14 protein-coding genes are annotated in these 14,584 nt (G+C 68.8%); 9 read left to right on the top strand and 5 right to left on the bottom strand.

The window, feature by feature from the left end:
- Positions 1-26: 26 nt before the first annotated feature.
- On the bottom strand, positions 27-1,049 hold the full coding sequence (locus QH168_RS09815; RefSeq protein ID WP_280234210.1) for a polyprenyl synthetase family protein: 1,023 nt from the start codon (positions 1,047-1,049) through the stop codon (positions 27-29).
- 222 nt (positions 1,050-1,271) lie between these two features.
- On the opposite strand from QH168_RS09815, the gene QH168_RS09810 reads away from it, so the two are divergent.
- The 3 genes from QH168_RS09810 to QH168_RS09800 all read left to right on the top strand — a co-directional run bounded on the left by QH168_RS09810 (position 1,272) and on the right by QH168_RS09800 (position 3,639).
- On the top strand, positions 1,272-2,549 hold the full coding sequence (locus QH168_RS09810) for a geranylgeranyl reductase family protein (RefSeq protein WP_280234209.1): 1,278 nt from the start codon (positions 1,272-1,274) through the stop codon (positions 2,547-2,549).
- A gap of 80 nt (positions 2,550-2,629) precedes the next feature.
- Entirely contained in the window at positions 2,630-3,058 is a 429-nt protein-coding gene (locus QH168_RS09805; protein ID WP_280234208.1) for a helix-turn-helix transcriptional regulator, read from the top strand.
- Positions 3,059-3,198: 140 nt separating this feature from the next.
- Positions 3,199-3,639 (top strand): VOC family protein, encoded by a 441-nt coding sequence (locus tag QH168_RS09800; RefSeq protein WP_280234207.1) that lies wholly within the window; start codon positions 3,199-3,201, stop codon positions 3,637-3,639.
- A gap of 49 nt (positions 3,640-3,688) precedes the next feature.
- Here the strand turns inward: QH168_RS09800 and QH168_RS09795 are convergent, their stop codons facing one another.
- Positions 3,689-4,195, bottom strand: a complete 507-nt coding sequence (locus tag QH168_RS09795) for a DUF2505 domain-containing protein (RefSeq protein ID WP_280234206.1) — start codon at positions 4,193-4,195, stop codon at positions 3,689-3,691.
- 93 nt (positions 4,196-4,288) lie between these two features.
- Here QH168_RS09795 and QH168_RS09790 point away from each other — a divergent pair, with 93 nt between their 5' ends.
- Positions 4,289-4,753: a DUF3592 domain-containing protein gene (locus QH168_RS09790; protein ID WP_280234205.1), complete on the top strand. Its 465-nt coding sequence runs from the start codon at positions 4,289-4,291 to the stop codon at positions 4,751-4,753.
- 103 nt (positions 4,754-4,856) lie between these two features.
- Entirely contained in the window at positions 4,857-5,999 is a 1,143-nt protein-coding gene (locus tag QH168_RS09785) for a glycosyltransferase family 4 protein (protein ID WP_280234204.1), read from the top strand.
- Between the two features lie 38 nt (positions 6,000-6,037).
- Here the strand turns inward: QH168_RS09785 and QH168_RS09780 are convergent, their stop codons facing one another.
- Complete coding sequence (locus QH168_RS09780) at positions 6,038-6,469, bottom strand: GtrA family protein (RefSeq protein ID WP_280234281.1); 432 nt, start codon at positions 6,467-6,469, stop codon at positions 6,038-6,040.
- A gap of 194 nt (positions 6,470-6,663) precedes the next feature.
- Between QH168_RS09780 and QH168_RS09775 the strand changes: the two genes are divergently transcribed.
- Together QH168_RS09775 and QH168_RS09770 are read left to right on the top strand one after the other, a co-directional pair.
- On the top strand, positions 6,664-7,611 hold the full coding sequence (locus QH168_RS09775) for an ATP-binding cassette domain-containing protein (RefSeq protein ID WP_280234203.1): 948 nt from the start codon (positions 6,664-6,666) through the stop codon (positions 7,609-7,611).
- On the top strand, positions 7,608-8,405 hold the full coding sequence (locus QH168_RS09770; RefSeq protein ID WP_280234202.1) for an ABC transporter permease: 798 nt from the start codon (positions 7,608-7,610) through the stop codon (positions 8,403-8,405). The genes QH168_RS09775 and QH168_RS09770 overlap by 4 nt, the downstream gene beginning before the upstream one ends.
- On the opposite strand, the gene QH168_RS09765 is transcribed toward QH168_RS09770, so the two are convergent.
- Complete coding sequence (locus tag QH168_RS09765; RefSeq protein WP_280234201.1) at positions 8,389-11,448, bottom strand: BTAD domain-containing putative transcriptional regulator; 3,060 nt, start codon at positions 11,446-11,448, stop codon at positions 8,389-8,391. The genes QH168_RS09770 and QH168_RS09765 overlap by 17 nt on opposite strands.
- A 259-nt stretch (positions 11,449-11,707) precedes the next feature.
- Here QH168_RS09765 and QH168_RS09760 point away from each other — a divergent pair, with 259 nt between their 5' ends.
- On the top strand, positions 11,708-12,346 hold the full coding sequence (locus QH168_RS09760; RefSeq protein ID WP_280234200.1) for a hypothetical protein: 639 nt from the start codon (positions 11,708-11,710) through the stop codon (positions 12,344-12,346).
- A gap of 306 nt (positions 12,347-12,652) precedes the next feature.
- On the opposite strand, the gene QH168_RS09755 is transcribed toward QH168_RS09760, so the two are convergent.
- Complete coding sequence (locus tag QH168_RS09755) at positions 12,653-13,282, bottom strand: TetR/AcrR family transcriptional regulator (RefSeq protein ID WP_280234199.1); 630 nt, start codon at positions 13,280-13,282, stop codon at positions 12,653-12,655.
- A gap of 82 nt (positions 13,283-13,364) precedes the next feature.
- Here QH168_RS09755 and QH168_RS09750 point away from each other — a divergent pair, with 82 nt between their 5' ends.
- Complete coding sequence (locus QH168_RS09750) at positions 13,365-14,399, top strand: aldo/keto reductase (protein ID WP_280234198.1); 1,035 nt, start codon at positions 13,365-13,367, stop codon at positions 14,397-14,399.
- Positions 14,400-14,584 lie beyond the last annotated feature (185 nt).

Raw genomic sequence — 14,584 nt, 5'->3', positions numbered from 1 at the left:
CAGTCCAGAGGCAAAGTTCCTGGTAGCTATCCCACGCGTTCGATGGTGTAGCGCACGAGGCGGACCAGCGCGTCGTTGGCCGGGCCGGGCGGCAGCGCCTCGAGTTCGGCGTAGGCGAGGTCGGCGTATTCCTGCAACTTCTGCTTGGCCTGCGCCATGCCGGGCGAGCGACCGAGCAGTCGCAGTGCCTCCTCCACCTCGGCGTCGGTCTCCAGCGGACGCGCCAGCAGGGTGCGCAACCGGTCGCCGTCGGCGCCTTCGTCGCGCAGGGCGTAGAGCACCGGCAGGGTGTGCACGCCTTCCCGCAGATCGGTGCCCGGTGTCTTGCCGGACTGGGCGGATTCGGAGGAGATGTCGATGATGTCGTCGGAGATCTGGAAGGCGGTGCCGACGGCGTCGCCGAGACGGGCCAACCGCTCGACGTGTTCGGTATCGGCGCCGGAGAAGGTGCCGCCGAAACGTCCGGCGGCCGCGATCAGCGAACCGGTCTTCTCCCAGACCACGCGCAGATAGTGGGCCACCGGGTCCTTGGCCTCGGCGGCGCCCATGGTTTCGCGCATCTGCCCGGTGACCAGTTCGGCGAAGGTTTCGGCGATGATCCGCACGGCGTCCGGGCCGAGCGTGGACACCAGCCGTGATGCGTGGGCGAACAGATAGTCACCGGCGAGGATGGCGATGCTGTTGCCCCAGCGCGAATTCACGCTCGGCGCACCGCGACGCATGGTGGCCTCGTCCATGACGTCGTCGTGGTACAGCGTCGCCAGATGCACCAGTTCGACGACGGTGCCCGCGGTGACGAGATCGGGATCGGTCGGGCGCGGGCCGAGCTGTCCGGTGAGGATGGTGAACAGCGGACGGAACCGCTTACCCCCCGCTTTGGCCAGGTGCAGCGCCGCCTCCTGGAGGAATGACGCGCCGTCGGACAGCTCTTCGATCAGCAGCTTCTCGACGTCGGCCAGGCCGTGACGCACCGTCGCGGCGAGCTCGGTATCGCCGAGATCCACCCCGGCCACCACCGTGCTCTCGTCGCTCACAGCAGATGTGCTCATTTCTTCTCCCAGCGATGCGTCCGACCCACGGTCAAAGAACCTAGCGTGTCCACGCTAGACAACCCCATGAACACCGTCACTCCCGGCAATATCCAGTGGGGTGCACCGCACACCTTCGCACATCGGGGCGGGTATCGAGCGCAGCGCCCGGCGCCACGTCCGCCGCATGTCACACGGCACCGGCGTCGACATCGTCGCGGGCGCGCTGCGAGGATGGGACCCATGGGCGCACCGGATGTCACACCAGCGGCTGACGAACAAGCACGCGCGGCGGTACCCGAGCATGCCGATGTGCTCGTGGTCGGGGCCGGACCGGCCGGATCGGCGTCGGCGACCTGGGCCGCGCGAGCGGGCCGCGATGTGCTGCTGGTCGATTCGGCGGTGTTCCCGCGCGATAAGACCTGCGGTGACGGCCTGACCCCGCGCGCCACCGCAGAGCTGGAGCATCTGGGTCTGGGCGACTGGGTGCGCGCGCACACCGTGAATCACGGTCTGCGGATGACCGGTTTCGGGCGTGAGGAGCTGCTGCCATGGCCCGGCGGATCCTTCCCCACTTACGGGAGCGCCGTGGCGCGCACCGAACTCGACGACAAGCTGCGCGAGACGGCGGTGAAATCGGGCGCGCGGATGCTGGAGGGCACCAAGGTCGTCGACGTCACCCGCGACGGCGATCGGGTCACCGGTGTGACGGTGCGCACCGGTGAGGCCACCCGTTCGATCTCCTGCCGGACCCTGGTCGTCGCCGACGGGGTGCGCTCACCGGTGGGCAAGATCCTCGGCCGCGCCTGGCATCGGCAGTACGCCTATGGTGTGGCCGCCCGCGCCTACATCGCCTCCGGCCGCTCAGATGATCAATGGATAACCTCCCATCTGGAACTGCGCGACGCCGACGGTGAGCTGGTACCCGGTTACGGGTGGGTGTTTCCGCTGGCCAATGGTGAGGTCAACATCGGGGTCGGTTCGCTGGCCACCGAGCGCAGGCCGTCTCATATCGCCCTCAAACCGCTGCTCGAGCACTACACCGGGTTGCGGCGTGAGGAGTGGGAGTTCACCGGTTCGCTGCGGGCGGTGGCGTCGGCGCTGCTACCGATGGGTGGTGCGGTATCGAATATCGCGGGTCCGAACTGGGTGTTGGTCGGTGACGCGGCCGGTTGTGTGAATCCGCTCAATGGCGAGGGCATCGATTACGGGCTCGAAGGCGGGCATATGCTCGCCGATCTGCTCGATGAACCCGATCTGAGCAGTGTGTGGCCGCAGCTGCTGCGGGACCGCTACGGGCGCACCTATTCAGTGGCGCGCCGGATCGCCGGTCTGGCCACCCATCCCAGGATGGTTCCGCTGGGCGGACCGCCGGTGATGCGCTCGAAGTTCTTGCAGCGCACCGCGGTCCGGGTGATGGGCAATCTGGTGACCGACGAGGACGTGGATCTGGTCGCGCGCGCCTGGCGGACCGCCGGACGGCTGTCGCGGCGGTTCGACGAGCGTCCGCCGTTCTGCTGACCGGTTTATCCGGCGCCGCGGATATCACCGCGCTCCGACCGCACCGGACCGCCGACGACGAACCGATTTACAGTGGCCTGGTGACTCGACCGGTACCCGAAGACCTGCTCCCGCATCTGCGGCGGGCACGGGACCTCGCCGATCGCGAGTACGCGCAACCGCTGGATCTGGATGGTCTGGCCGCGGCGGCGGGTGTCTCGAAGTACCACTTCCTGCGGTGTTTCGCGGCGACCTACGGTAAGACACCGGCGGTGTATCTGGCCGAGCGACGCATCGAGCGGGCCCAGGATCTGCTCCGCGCCACCAATGTCACGGTGACCGAGGCGTGCATGTTGGTCGGCTACAGCAGTCTCGGGTCGTTCTCCCGGAAGTTCACCGAGCTGGTGGGAATGTCGCCGTCGGCGTATCAGGCGAAGTTCGCTGCCGAAGGGGCTCCGCATATCCCCGGTTGCTACGTGTTCATGCACGGACTCTCCGATCGCAAACCGCGCCCCGACAGCGGGCTGTAACCGCGGTCCGACACAGCAATTCGATCCGGCACAGCGCAATTGATCCGGCAGCGCGCAATGGGTCCGGCAGTGCGCAATGGGTCCGGCAGTGCGCAATTTCGGAGAAGCCGACACGGGATCGGCCGACCTAGCCTTGGTTCATGACTTCGATTACGCACGTTTCGCTGGTCACCGTGTATGTGACCGATATGGACGAGGCCAAGCAGTGGTACCTCGACAAGCTCGGATTCGTGGAGACCGCCGATGTGACGATGGGCGACGGCGGGTTCCGCTGGCTCACCATCGCCCACCCCGATCACCGCGAACTGGAGGTGACGCTGATGGTGCCTGGTCCGCCGCTGGACGACAATCTGGCCGAAGCGACCCGGCGGGCGCTGGCCAACGGTACGCACGGCGCGCTCGGGCTGGCCACCGACGACTGTCAGAAGGCGTATGAGGAACTGTCGGCCAAGGGGGTGGAGTTCGTGCAGCCGCCCTCGGATCGGCCGTACGGCGTCGAGGCGGTGATGCGGGACAACTCCGGCAACTGGCTGGTGCTGGTGCAGAAGAAGGCCTACGACCCGAGCGATTTCGCCCAATAGCGGCCGGAGGTGGATGCACGCCGGCCGTGGTGTGCATCCACCGCTGCGATCAGGCCGAGGCCTGCCCGGCGAACCACTTCTCGATGAACTTGCGTTCGCTGTCGAGGACGCGGTGGTGCAGCTGTTCGGCCAGCGGCTCGATGGCGCCGCCGACCAGCGGGACCTTCACCTTGACGGTGCCCACGACCTCGATCTCGCTGCCTTCGGCGGTCGGGCGCAGCTCGTAGGTGCCCGACATCTCCGAGTTGACGCCGTTGGAGGTGCCTTCGAAGCTGCCCTTGGCGATCTCACCGGTCAGGGGCTGCCAGGTGTCGGTGCGGGAGACGACCAGATCGCTCTTGAGGACCTTGCGCACGATGCCCGGAATCTTGTCGGGGCGGATCTTCTCGCTCATCGCGAGCCGGATGGTGCCCTCGCCGCCGGGGTGGGCCAGATCGAGGGTGGCCGTCTCGGCGCCGGAGAAGCGCGCCTGCCACAGCTCGTCGCCGGTGAGTGCCCGGTGCAGGTCTTCCACCGGAACGGTGTAGGGCACCGTGAAGCTGAATTTTCGGGACATGCGCGTCACCCTAGTCAACGCGGCGGGGTGCGGCTCGGCATCGGCGGCGCGGGCGGGGGTACGCGCGGCGCGGCTGCCCAGTAGCCTGTGGCGGTGTCGGAAACCAGTCAGCCACAGCGGCGTCCGCAGCGCCTGCGGCGCGCCAGGATCGGCGTGCTGACCGCGGCGGCGGTGATCAGCGTGCTGGTGGGGCTGCTGGTGCTGGCGGCCTGGCGCAACGACTACCTGATCACCTCGGATATGGGCCGGACCACCGGTGAGGTGCTGTCGGCGGGGCGGCTGCGTTCGGCGGTCATGTACGTGACGCCCGACGGGGTGACCCACAATCCGAAGGTCGGCATCCTCTACCCCACCAATCTCACGGCGGGCGAGCACATCAATGTCGAATACAACCGCGCCGACCCCGACCTGGTGCGGGTCGCCGGACGTGACGTCCGGGTGGCCGTTCCGCCGGCCCTGTCGGTGATCGCGGTGACCTGGGCGCTCGCGCTGCCCACGCTGTGGATTCTGCGACGGATCGGGCGCAGACCGGTCACCGTATCGACCGCGAAGGTCTGACCTCGGCCTACGCCGTGCGCTCCGGTGAGGTATTCGCCGGAACTTCGCACGCGCGTCATATGGGTGTGGCCGAGCCGAGAGGGCCGGTGGCCAGACTGGCCCCGTGCGCGTAGCCATTGTGGCGGAGTCGTTCCTGCCGAATATGAACGGCGTGGTCAATTCCGTGCTCAGGGTGCTCGACCATCTGGACCGGCACGGCCATGAAGCGCTGGTCGTCGCGCCGGACACACTGCGCGGGCAGGCTCCGGCGCCGCGTTTCCACGGGCGGTTCCCGGTGCATCGGGTGCCTGCGGTGATGGTGCCGCGCATCAGTTCGCTGCCGGTGGGGCTACCGCAGCCGGGGATCGTGCGGGCGATCGCGGATTTCGACGCCGATGTGGTGCATCTGGCCTCACCGTTCCTGCTCGGCGCCGGTGGGCTCGCGGCGGCGCTGCGACTGGATCTGCCCGCGGTGGCGGTGTACCAGACCGATGTGGCCGGTTTCGCGAAGAGCTATGGGCTCGGGCTGGCGAGCCGGGCGGCGTGGGGTTGGACCCGGCGGATCCACGAGGGTGCGGCGCGCACGCTCGCCCCCTCGTCCGCGGCGGCCGCGGATCTGGCCAGGCACGGGATTCCGCGGGTGCATCGGTGGGGGCGCGGGGTCGATATCGCGCGATTCACCCCGTCGGCGCGCCGGACGTCGTTGCGGGACGCGTGGCTGGGTGGTTCATCGAAGACGATCGTCGGTTTCGTCGGGCGGCTCGCGCCGGAAAAGCATGTCGAACGGCTGGCGGTGCTCGCCGACGATCCGGGTATCCAGCTGGTGATCGTCGGCGACGGGCCGGAGCGCGCCAGGCTCGCGCGGTTGCTGCCGCGGGCCGTCTTCACCGGTGAACTCGGCGGCGACGAACTCGCACAGGCCTATGCGAGCCTGGACGTGATGGTGCACGCGGGCGAACACGAAACCTTCTGTCAGGGCGTGCAGGAGGCGCTGGCCTCGGGTGTTCCGGTGATCGGCCCCGACGCCGGCGGCCCGCGCGATCTGATCACGCACTGCCGCAACGGCTATCTGCTGCCGGTGGACCGGTTCACCGAACTGCTACCGAGCGCGGTTGCCGCCCTTCGTGATCCGGCGCTGCGCTCCAGGTTCGCCACTGCGGCCCGCGCATCGGTTCTCCATCGCACCTGGCCCGCCATCTGCGATGAGCTGATGGTGCATTACGCCGAGGTGACCGGCCGAGAACCCCGGCTCGCGCGCACCGCGTGATCCGGTACGTCCACGTCGGGCGGGTGCTCATCGGTGCTTCAGAACAGGCCGCGCAGGGCCAGGAAACGCAGGCCGCCGACCGCCGCCATGACCGCGAGCACCGCACCCGCCCTGGTGATCTCGCCGAGTCCGGGCGCCATGAACTCCAGACCGGCCAGGGTTGCGGTGCTGACCGCGAGCCCGATCAACGCCAGTCCGCCGCCTTCCCACTGCGCGGTGAACCAGCCGACCCGGCCGGTCGCGCGGAAGGTGAGCCTGCGGTGCAGTTCGTTCGCGATCATCGTGCTCACGATCGAGCCGACGACATTGGCGACCAGCGGGCCGCATCCGGCGCAGGCGAGAAACAGCAGCAGGTAGGCGATATTGCTGGCGCCGCCGACCAGGGCGAAGCGCAGCAACTGCGCAAAAGCGTGATCGCCGAGCAGAAATTGCCGCACACCGGCGCGCCGGAACGCTTCCGTGCGCGGCATCGATACCCGGACGGGACCGGCGGACGGGGCGGCGAATGCGGTGCTGTTCACGAGAAGAACGGTCGCCGCCGCCGCTGACGGCGACCTGACGCCGGACTGACACATCGCTGGCACGGCAAATGCCCCGGCGCTGTCAGCGCGGGTGTCAGGGCGGTGTCAGCCCGGTATCAGTCGCACCGGCGACGGTAGTTGCCATGAACAGCACAGCAATCGCCGCCTCCGGGCTGCGGAAGAATTACGGAGACAAGACAGTCCTCGACGGCGTCGACCTCACTGTCGGTGCGGGCTCGATCTTCGCCCTGCTCGGTCCGAACGGCGCGGGTAAGACGACGACGGTCAACGTCCTGACCACCCTGCTGAAGGCCGATGGTGGCACGGCACGGGTGGCCGGTCACGATCTCGCCACCGAGACCAAGGCGGTGCGCAAGGCCATCGGGGTCACCGGCCAGTTCGCGGCGGTGGACGGTCTGCTGACCGGCGAGGAGAACCTGCGCCTGATGGCGGATCTGCACCGGCTGCGCGGCAATGACGGCAAGCGGGTGATCGCCGAACTGCTCGAGCGATTCGACCTGATCGAATCGGCGCGCACACCGGCGGCCAGCTACTCCGGTGGTATGCGCCGGAAGCTGGATCTGGCGATGACCCTCGTGACCAAGCCGCAGATCGTCTTCCTCGACGAGCCGACCACCGGCCTCGATCCGCGCAGCCGGCGCACCATGTGGGAAATCGTGCGGGAGCTGACCGCCGACGGCGTGACGATCTTCCTCACCACCCAGTACCTCGAGGAAGCCGACCAGCTGGCCGATCGGATCGCGGTCCTCGACCACGGCCACATCGTCGCCGAAGGCACCGCCGACGAACTCAAGCGCCGCGTGCCGGGCAGCCACATCCGGCTGCGCTTCACCGCCGCCACCGAATTGGCGACGGCGGCGCAGATCCTGCCCGACGCCGTCGCCACCGACGACGACCCGCTCGCCCTGAATGTCCCCGGCGACGGCAGCTCGACCACCCTGCGGGCCCTGCTCGACCGGCTCGCCGACCATGCGATCGAGGCCGAACAGGTCTCCATCCACACCCCCGATCTCGACGACGTTTTCCTTGCCCTGACCGGGCACGCCACCACGGAGGCCGAAGCACGATGAGCACCACCACCGCACCGATCACCCAGTCCGCATCCAATCGGCTGTCGGCCGCAATGTACGACTCGTCGGTGATGTTGCGCCGCAACTTCACCCACATCACCCGCTCGCCCATCGCACTGTTCAATGCGGCGCTGATGCCCGTGATGGCGATGCTGATCTTCGTCTACGTCTTCGGTGACGCATTCGACGTCGGCGAGAACTACATCGACTACGCCCTGCCGGGCATGCTGATGCTCGCCATCAGCTACGGGCTCTCGGGTACCGCGGTCGCGGTCAGCTCCGATATGACCACCGGTGTGATCAACCGGTTCAAGGTCATGGATGTGTCGCGTGGCGCGGTGCTCACCGGCCATGTGGCGGCCTGCATCGTGACCAATGTGGTCGCCATCGTCTCCGTTGTCGGCGTCGGAGTCGCACTCGGTTTCCGCTCCCCCGCGACCGCGGTGCAGTGGCTCGGCGCGCTCGGTGTCCTGTTGGCCGCCTCGTTCGCCGCCTCCTGGCTCACCGTCGCCCTCGGTATGGCCGCCAAGACCGCGGAAGCCGCTGGCATGTCGTTGGTGCCGCTGATGATGCTGCCCTTCGTGAGCAGCGCGATCGTGCCCGCCGACAAGATGGGCCCCGGTGTCCGCCAGTTCGCGGAGTACCAGCCCTTCACCCCGATCATCGAATCCGTGCGCGGTTTCCTGAACGGGCAGCCCTCGGCCGGGTACACCGCGGCGGCGCTGGCCTGGTGCGTCGGGTTCGCCGTAGTCGGCTACCTGTGGTCGCGTGCCACCTTCACGAAGCGAGCGTGACCGCGACCAGCTCGGCCCGGTCCGCCTCCGCACCCTCCCGCATCGCCTCGGTGAACCCCTGGTCACCGAGGCGATGTCGTGCTTTCTGCTCGATGCCCGCCGCATCCGGATGGGAACGATCGGGCAGACCGCGCACCGCGGTACTCGCACCGAGCAGCCGTGCGGCCTGCTCGTACTGTTCGGCGCGCACCGCCAGATCGGCGATGCCGACCAGGACGTCGGCGACCAGGGGCGCGTATCCCGCGGTCGACGCCGCCTGGAAGGCCGTGTCGTAGTGTGTCGCCGCCACGGCGAGATCCTCGGTCAGGCCGCCGAGCAGTACATGCGTCATCGCGCTGAGACTGGGCTGCTCGGCATCGCTACCGAGCACCGTCCGCGCGAGTTCGACCTGTTGGAGGGCCAACGCGGTATCGCCACCGCACCGCGCCAGATCCGCGCGCACCATGGCGACCTCGGCCAGTGCCGCGGGCCAGCCGGTGTGATCGGCGCGCCGTTGCGCTTCGGCCAGCGCGGCGGCGCTGTCCTCGTCCCGGCCGAGCAACCGGTACAGCTGTGCCTGCCGTGCGCGCATGGCGACCACATCCTCGATCGCGCCGATTTCGGTGACCACCGCGATCGCCTCGTCGAACAGTGCGATGGCGCGGTCGAATTCGCCGCGCATCGCGATCCGGTTCGCCAGTTCGGTCAGCGCGAACGACATACCCCATCGTTCGCCGAGGGCGCGGAACTCGGTGAGCGCCTGCGCGAGGTATTCGTCCGGCTCCGATCCGGCATGGCCGAGCAGGGTGCGCATCTTGCCGAGCTGGAGCCGGGCCAGCGCCCGCACCCAGGGATCGGAATCGGGCAGCACCGCTTCGAAGGCGGGCAGATATTCGTCCGGTCGACCGAGCATGCGTTCCAGCGCACCGGCGAGCCGCAGGACGGGATGGCTGCCGTCCACCTCACGCCCGGCCGCACAGGCCTTGTGGATCCAATCCGCGACATGCTGTTCGTCATTGCGGCCCGAGATGACGAAATGTACGACCAGCCCGTACACGAGTGCCTTGGTCTCGTCGTCGACCTCGCCGGGTAGCTCGGCCGCCGCGATGACGAACTCGGTGCCCAGGCCCTTGTGCCCGCCCAGCCACCAGTACCAGCCAGCGGCCGCGGCGAGCCGCATCGCGCCGTCGGCCTCGCCGCGGGCGAGCGCACCGCGCATCGCCGCGGTGATGTTGTGGTGTTCGGCGTCGAGGACGGCGAGCCACTCCAACTGCTCGGCGCGACGCAGATGCGGTTCGGCGGCGGCGGCGAGCCCGGTGAAATACGCCAGATGCGCGCGACGCGCGGCATCCTCGTCGCCGGACTCGACGAGCCGTTCGGCGGCGTATTGCTTGATCGTCTCCAGCATGCGGAAGCGTGGGTTGCCGTCTTCGATGACCTGGAGCAGTGATTTCTCGGTCAGCGCGGTCAGCAGCTCGAGTACCTGCCACTGCTCGACCACACCGGAGTCCGCGCAGACCTGTTCGGCCGCTTCCAGACTCGCGCCGCCGGCGAATACCGCGAGCCGGCGCAGCACCAGCCGTTCGTCGTCGCTGAGCAGTTCCCAGCTCCAGTCGACCACCGCGCGCAGGGTCCGATGCTGCGGGATCGCGGTGCGGCTGCCACCGGTGAGCAGCCGGAACCGGTCGTCGAGCCGGTCGGCGAGCTGATCGACGGACATGGTGCGCAATCGGGCCGCGGCGAGTTCGATCTCCAACGGAATTCCGTCGAGGGCCCGGCAGATCCGGGCCATGGTCGCCAGTGTGGCCGCGTCGGTGCCCAGATCCTTGCGGACCGCACTCGCCCGATCCCGCAGCAGGGCGACGGCCGGGGAGGAGTCGATCGCATCGGCGTCGGCGGCGGTGTGGGGCAGGGCGAGCGGGGCAACCGGCCACAACGCTTCACCGGTGATACCGAGCGGTTCCCGGCTCGTCGCGAGGATCCGCAGCTGTGTGCACTCGCCGAGCACCCGATGCGCGAAGGCCGCCGCCGCCTCGATCACATGTTCGCAGTTGTCCAGGATCAGCAGCGTCTGGCGGTCGCGGATCGCCGCGATCAGCCGATCGGCCGGTTCGGCGTTCGGGGCGCCGCCGAGCAGCGCGTCACGGAGCCCGAAGGCGGACAGCGCCGCCTGTGCCAGATCGCCGCTGCCATCGGCACCGGCCAGTTCGACCAGCCAGGCGCCGTCGGGGAGATCGCCGAGCATCGTCCGCGCGGTCTCGACGGCCAGCCTGGTCTTGCCCGATCCGCCCGGTCCGGTCACGGTGACGAGCCGATGCGCGGCGAGCAGTTCACGTACCACGGCGATATCGGTGCTCTTGCCGACGAAGCTGGTCAGCTCGGCGCGCAGGTTGGTGGTGCGTTCCTCGGGTCGCGCCCCGATCTCCCCACGCAACAGCGCGACATGCAGTGCCGACAGCTCCGGTGACGGGTCGACGCCCAGTTCGTCGGCGAGTGCCTCCCGCGTGCGCTGGTAGACCGTCAAGGCTTCGGGGCCACGGCCCGCCGCACCGAGCGCGCGCATGAGCGCGGCCGCGAGCCGTTCCCGCAGCGGGTGCTGGGCGAGCAGATCGGTCAGTTCGGCGACGAGTTCCGCCCCGCGGCCGAGCCGGATCTCCGCCTCGTACAGATCTTCTGTCGCGGCCAGGTGCAGCCCGTCGAACCGGGTGATCACCGCGGCGACGTCGGTGCTGTCCCCGAGATCGCGCATCGGCGCACCGCGCCACAGGTCGATGGCCTCGCGCAGCAGCCGGGCCTGATGCGCGTCATCGCCGCCCCGCGCCGATTCCAGCAGCTGATCGAACCGCACCGCGTCGACGGCATTCGGTTGCACGGCGAGCCGGTACCCGCCGGCCTGCACATCGAGGCAGCCCTCGGGTAGGACCCGGCGCAACCGGGAGACCAGCGCCTGCAACGCGTTCGCCGCGTCGGCGGGCGGCTGCTCCCCCCAGATCCAGTCGACCAGCTTCGACTTCGACACCGCGCGGCCGGGTTCGAGGGCCAGCGCGATCAACAGCGCCCGCAACCGTGCTCCCGGTATCTCTATCGAGCCACCGCTCTCGGTTCGAACTTCCAGCGGCCCAAGGATCCCGATCTGCACCGGCTCATTCTGCACGGGAGGGCGCGAGATCGTCCTCCGACGATGGGAAAGGCCGGTATCAGACCGAGCATCAGGTCGGTGTCAGGTCCGTATCAGCGGCGCCGGCGACAGTAGTCCCATCAACGAAACAGCGACCGCGCCACACAGGGCGCGGGAGCCGCACCGACGAACTCGAGGAGACACCATGTACACCTTCCAGACCCCGCAGCCGATCGCCGTCACCGTCGATGTCCTGGCCGCCGACCTCACCGTCACCGCCTCCGATCGCACCGACACCGTGGTGGTGGTCCGCCCCGCCGACGAGTCCAAGAAGGCCGACGTCCGCGCCGCCGAGCAGACCAGGGTCGAATTCACCGACGGCACACTGCGGGTGATCATGGCGAAGACCTGGCGCACCCACACCCCGTTCGGTGGCAACCCGGCGATCACGGTGACCATCGAGGTGCCGACCGGCTCCGAGCTGACGAGCAACACCGGCGTCGGCCAGGTGCGTGGCGCGGGCGCTCTCGGCCCCTGCGATCTCACGGTGGCGCTCGGCGATATCACCGTCGAGCGTCCGCAGGGATCGGTGACCGCGAAGACCTCCAAGGGCGATATCCGCATCGGGGCCGCAGTCCGCGGCGACATCCGGTTGGAGACGTCCGTCGGCGAGCTGGAGATCGGTATCCACCCCGGCAGCGCGGTGCATCTGGAGACCGACGCCACCACCGGGAATGTGCGGAACACACTGGCTGTGGTCGGGCCGGAGCCGGTGGACACCGTGCGGGTGTTCGCGCGCAGCGCGCTCGGCAATGTCACCGTTCGGCACGCCGATGCCGCGTAGATCGCACGCCGATGCCGGGTAAACCGACGACGGTATCGGTGGAGATGGGCTGCTCGGCTCGTCTCCACCGATACCGTAGCCGTGGGTCGATGAATCCGAGTTCCGCACTCGATACGGATTGCACGGATTGCTACAACACGGTTCGCCACAACACGATTCGCTACGACAGGGATCGCTACGACACGATCTCTGCGGCACGGTTCGCCACGACACGGTTCGCTACGACACGGTTGCCACGACACGGTTCGTCACGGCAGGGATCGTCACGGCAGGGATCGCAACGTGCGGGTTCGTCGGCGCCGACGGTTAGACAACCTCGTCGGCGGCTGTCACATAGACCCCTCGCGCGGCCGCCTCGGCCGCCGATTCCGCCGCGGTGCGGGCGGCGAAGTCATCGATCGGGTCACCGCTGGCGAGCAGCCGGTAGTACAGCGGGCCGGACACGGCGGTGAGAACCGCGCGGGGATCGGTGCCGGGTGGGGCCTCGCCGCGGGCGATGGCGTCGGTGATACACGGCGACCATTCGGTCAGCCGGATGTCGTAGAAGCGGCGCAGGGCGGCCGCGGTGGTGTCGTCGCAGGTGGCCGCGGCGATGACGGCCCGGAACAGGCGCCCTTGGCGTGGATCGGTGAGCGTCTTCGCGACCAGGCGGGCGTTGGCGGTGAGATCACCGAGCAGTGCGCCGGTGTCCGCGCGGGGCAGTGATTGTTCGGCCATATCGGTCAAGAGGTCGGCGATGAGTCCGGTGGGGGTGCGCCAGCGCCGGTAGACCGTGGTCTTGCCGACCTCGGCGCGCGCGGCGACCTCGGACAGATCCAGGTGCGCGAAGCCGTGCTCGGCGAGCAGATCACCGGCGGCGTCCAGTACGGCCGTGCGGACGCGAGCGGTGCGCCCACCTGGGCGAACCGACCCCGGAACGGTCGAATCTTGCGTCATAACGGGACTCCAGTTTCATTTATGACCGAAAGGGTGTACGTTCTGAGTCGTTAACGGAACTATAGACCCTTTAGGAGTCAAAATGGAGTACCGGCGGTTGGGTGCCTCGGGCCTGCTCGTCCCGGCGTTGAGCTTCGGTGCGGGCACTTTCGGCGGACGCGGCGAACTGTTCAGCGCCTGGGGTGACACCGATGCGGCGCAGGCGCGGCGCATGGTCGATATCAGCCTCGACGCGGGCGTCACCATGTTCGACACGGCCGATGTGTATTCCGACGGAGCGTCCGAGGAGGTCCTCGGCGCGGCCATCCGTGGACGGCGCGATCAGCTGCTGCTGTCCACCAAGGCGAGCCTGCCCACCGGCCCCGGCCCCTTCGACGCGGGCTCGGGTCGCGCCCGGCTGATCGGCGCCGTCGAGGCCTCCCTGCGGCGGCTCGGCGTCGATCACATCGACCTGTTCCAACTGCACGCCTTCGATGCGCACACCCCGATCGACGAGGTGGTGCGCGCACTCGACGATCTGGTGCGTGCGGGCAAGATCCGCTACCTGGGCGCATCGAACTTCGCGGGCTGGCAGCTGATGAAATCGCTGGCCGCCGCGGACCGCAACGGCCTGACCCGCTATGTCGCCCACCAGGTCTACTACTCACTGGTCGGCCGGGACTACGAATGGGAACTGATGCCACTCGGCCGCGCGGAGGGCGTCGGCGCGGTGGTGTGGAGCCCGCTCGGCTGGGGCAGGCTGACCGGCAAGATCCGGCGCGGACAACCACTGCCGGAAGGCAGCCGCCTGCATCAGACCGCGGCAGCCGGACCGCCGGTGAACGACGAACTCCTCTACGACGTGGTCGACGTCCTCGACGAGATCGCCGCCGAGACCGGCAAGACCGTCCCGCAGATCGCGTTGAACTGGCTGCTCAACCGTCCCACCGTCGCCACCGTCATCGTCGGCGCCCGCAACGAGGAGCAACTGCGCCAGAATCTCGGCGCCATCGGCTGGCAACTTTCCGCCGACCAGATCGCCCGCCTCGACAAGGCCAGCGCCCTCACCCCGCCCTACCCCTACTACCCGTACTACCGCCTCCCCGACTTCACCCGCCTCAACCCACCGGCGGTCTGAACCGCCGAGAGCGCAGCCCTGGAACGGCTTCTCTCGCCAGGGGAACTGCGAGTACGCATGGCCGAGGCACCGCGCGAGCAGACCCCCTCGCCAGTACTACCACTCACCAGCGCGAGGCACCGCGTGAGTGGCACTTGGCTGCGGCGTTGTGTGAGTAGGCACCGCAGCCGGGTGCCACTCGTCGC

It is taken from the genome of Nocardia cyriacigeorgica (assembly GCF_029868385.1).
GTDB classification, from domain to species: Bacteria; Actinomycetota; Actinomycetes; order Mycobacteriales; family Mycobacteriaceae; genus Nocardia; species Nocardia cyriacigeorgica_F.
Note: the sequence above shows the minus strand (reverse complement) of the source record. Positions and strands in the feature narration are given on the sequence as shown.

Coding starts and splice junctions, on each gene's coding strand:
- QH168_RS09760 (WP_280234200.1), top strand. CDS start 11,708: ATGTACACCTTCCAGACCCCGCAGCCGATCGCCGTCACCGTCGATGTC.
- QH168_RS09800 (WP_280234207.1), top strand. CDS start 3,199: ATGACTTCGATTACGCACGTTTCGCTGGTCACCGTGTATGTGACCGAT.
- QH168_RS09795 (WP_280234206.1), bottom strand. CDS start 4,195: ATGTCCCGAAAATTCAGCTTCACGGTGCCCTACACCGTTCCGGTGGAA.
- QH168_RS09780 (WP_280234281.1), bottom strand. CDS start 6,469: ATGCCGCGCACGGAAGCGTTCCGGCGCGCCGGTGTGCGGCAATTTCTG.
- QH168_RS09755 (WP_280234199.1), bottom strand. CDS start 13,282: ATGACGCAAGATTCGACCGTTCCGGGGTCGGTTCGCCCAGGTGGGCGC.
- QH168_RS09815 (WP_280234210.1), bottom strand. CDS start 1,049: ATGAGCACATCTGCTGTGAGCGACGAGAGCACGGTGGTGGCCGGGGTG.
- QH168_RS09775 (WP_280234203.1), top strand. CDS start 6,664: ATGAACAGCACAGCAATCGCCGCCTCCGGGCTGCGGAAGAATTACGGA.
- QH168_RS09770 (WP_280234202.1), top strand. CDS start 7,608: ATGAGCACCACCACCGCACCGATCACCCAGTCCGCATCCAATCGGCTG.
- QH168_RS09810 (WP_280234209.1), top strand. CDS start 1,272: ATGGGCGCACCGGATGTCACACCAGCGGCTGACGAACAAGCACGCGCG.
- QH168_RS09750 (WP_280234198.1), top strand. CDS start 13,365: ATGGAGTACCGGCGGTTGGGTGCCTCGGGCCTGCTCGTCCCGGCGTTG.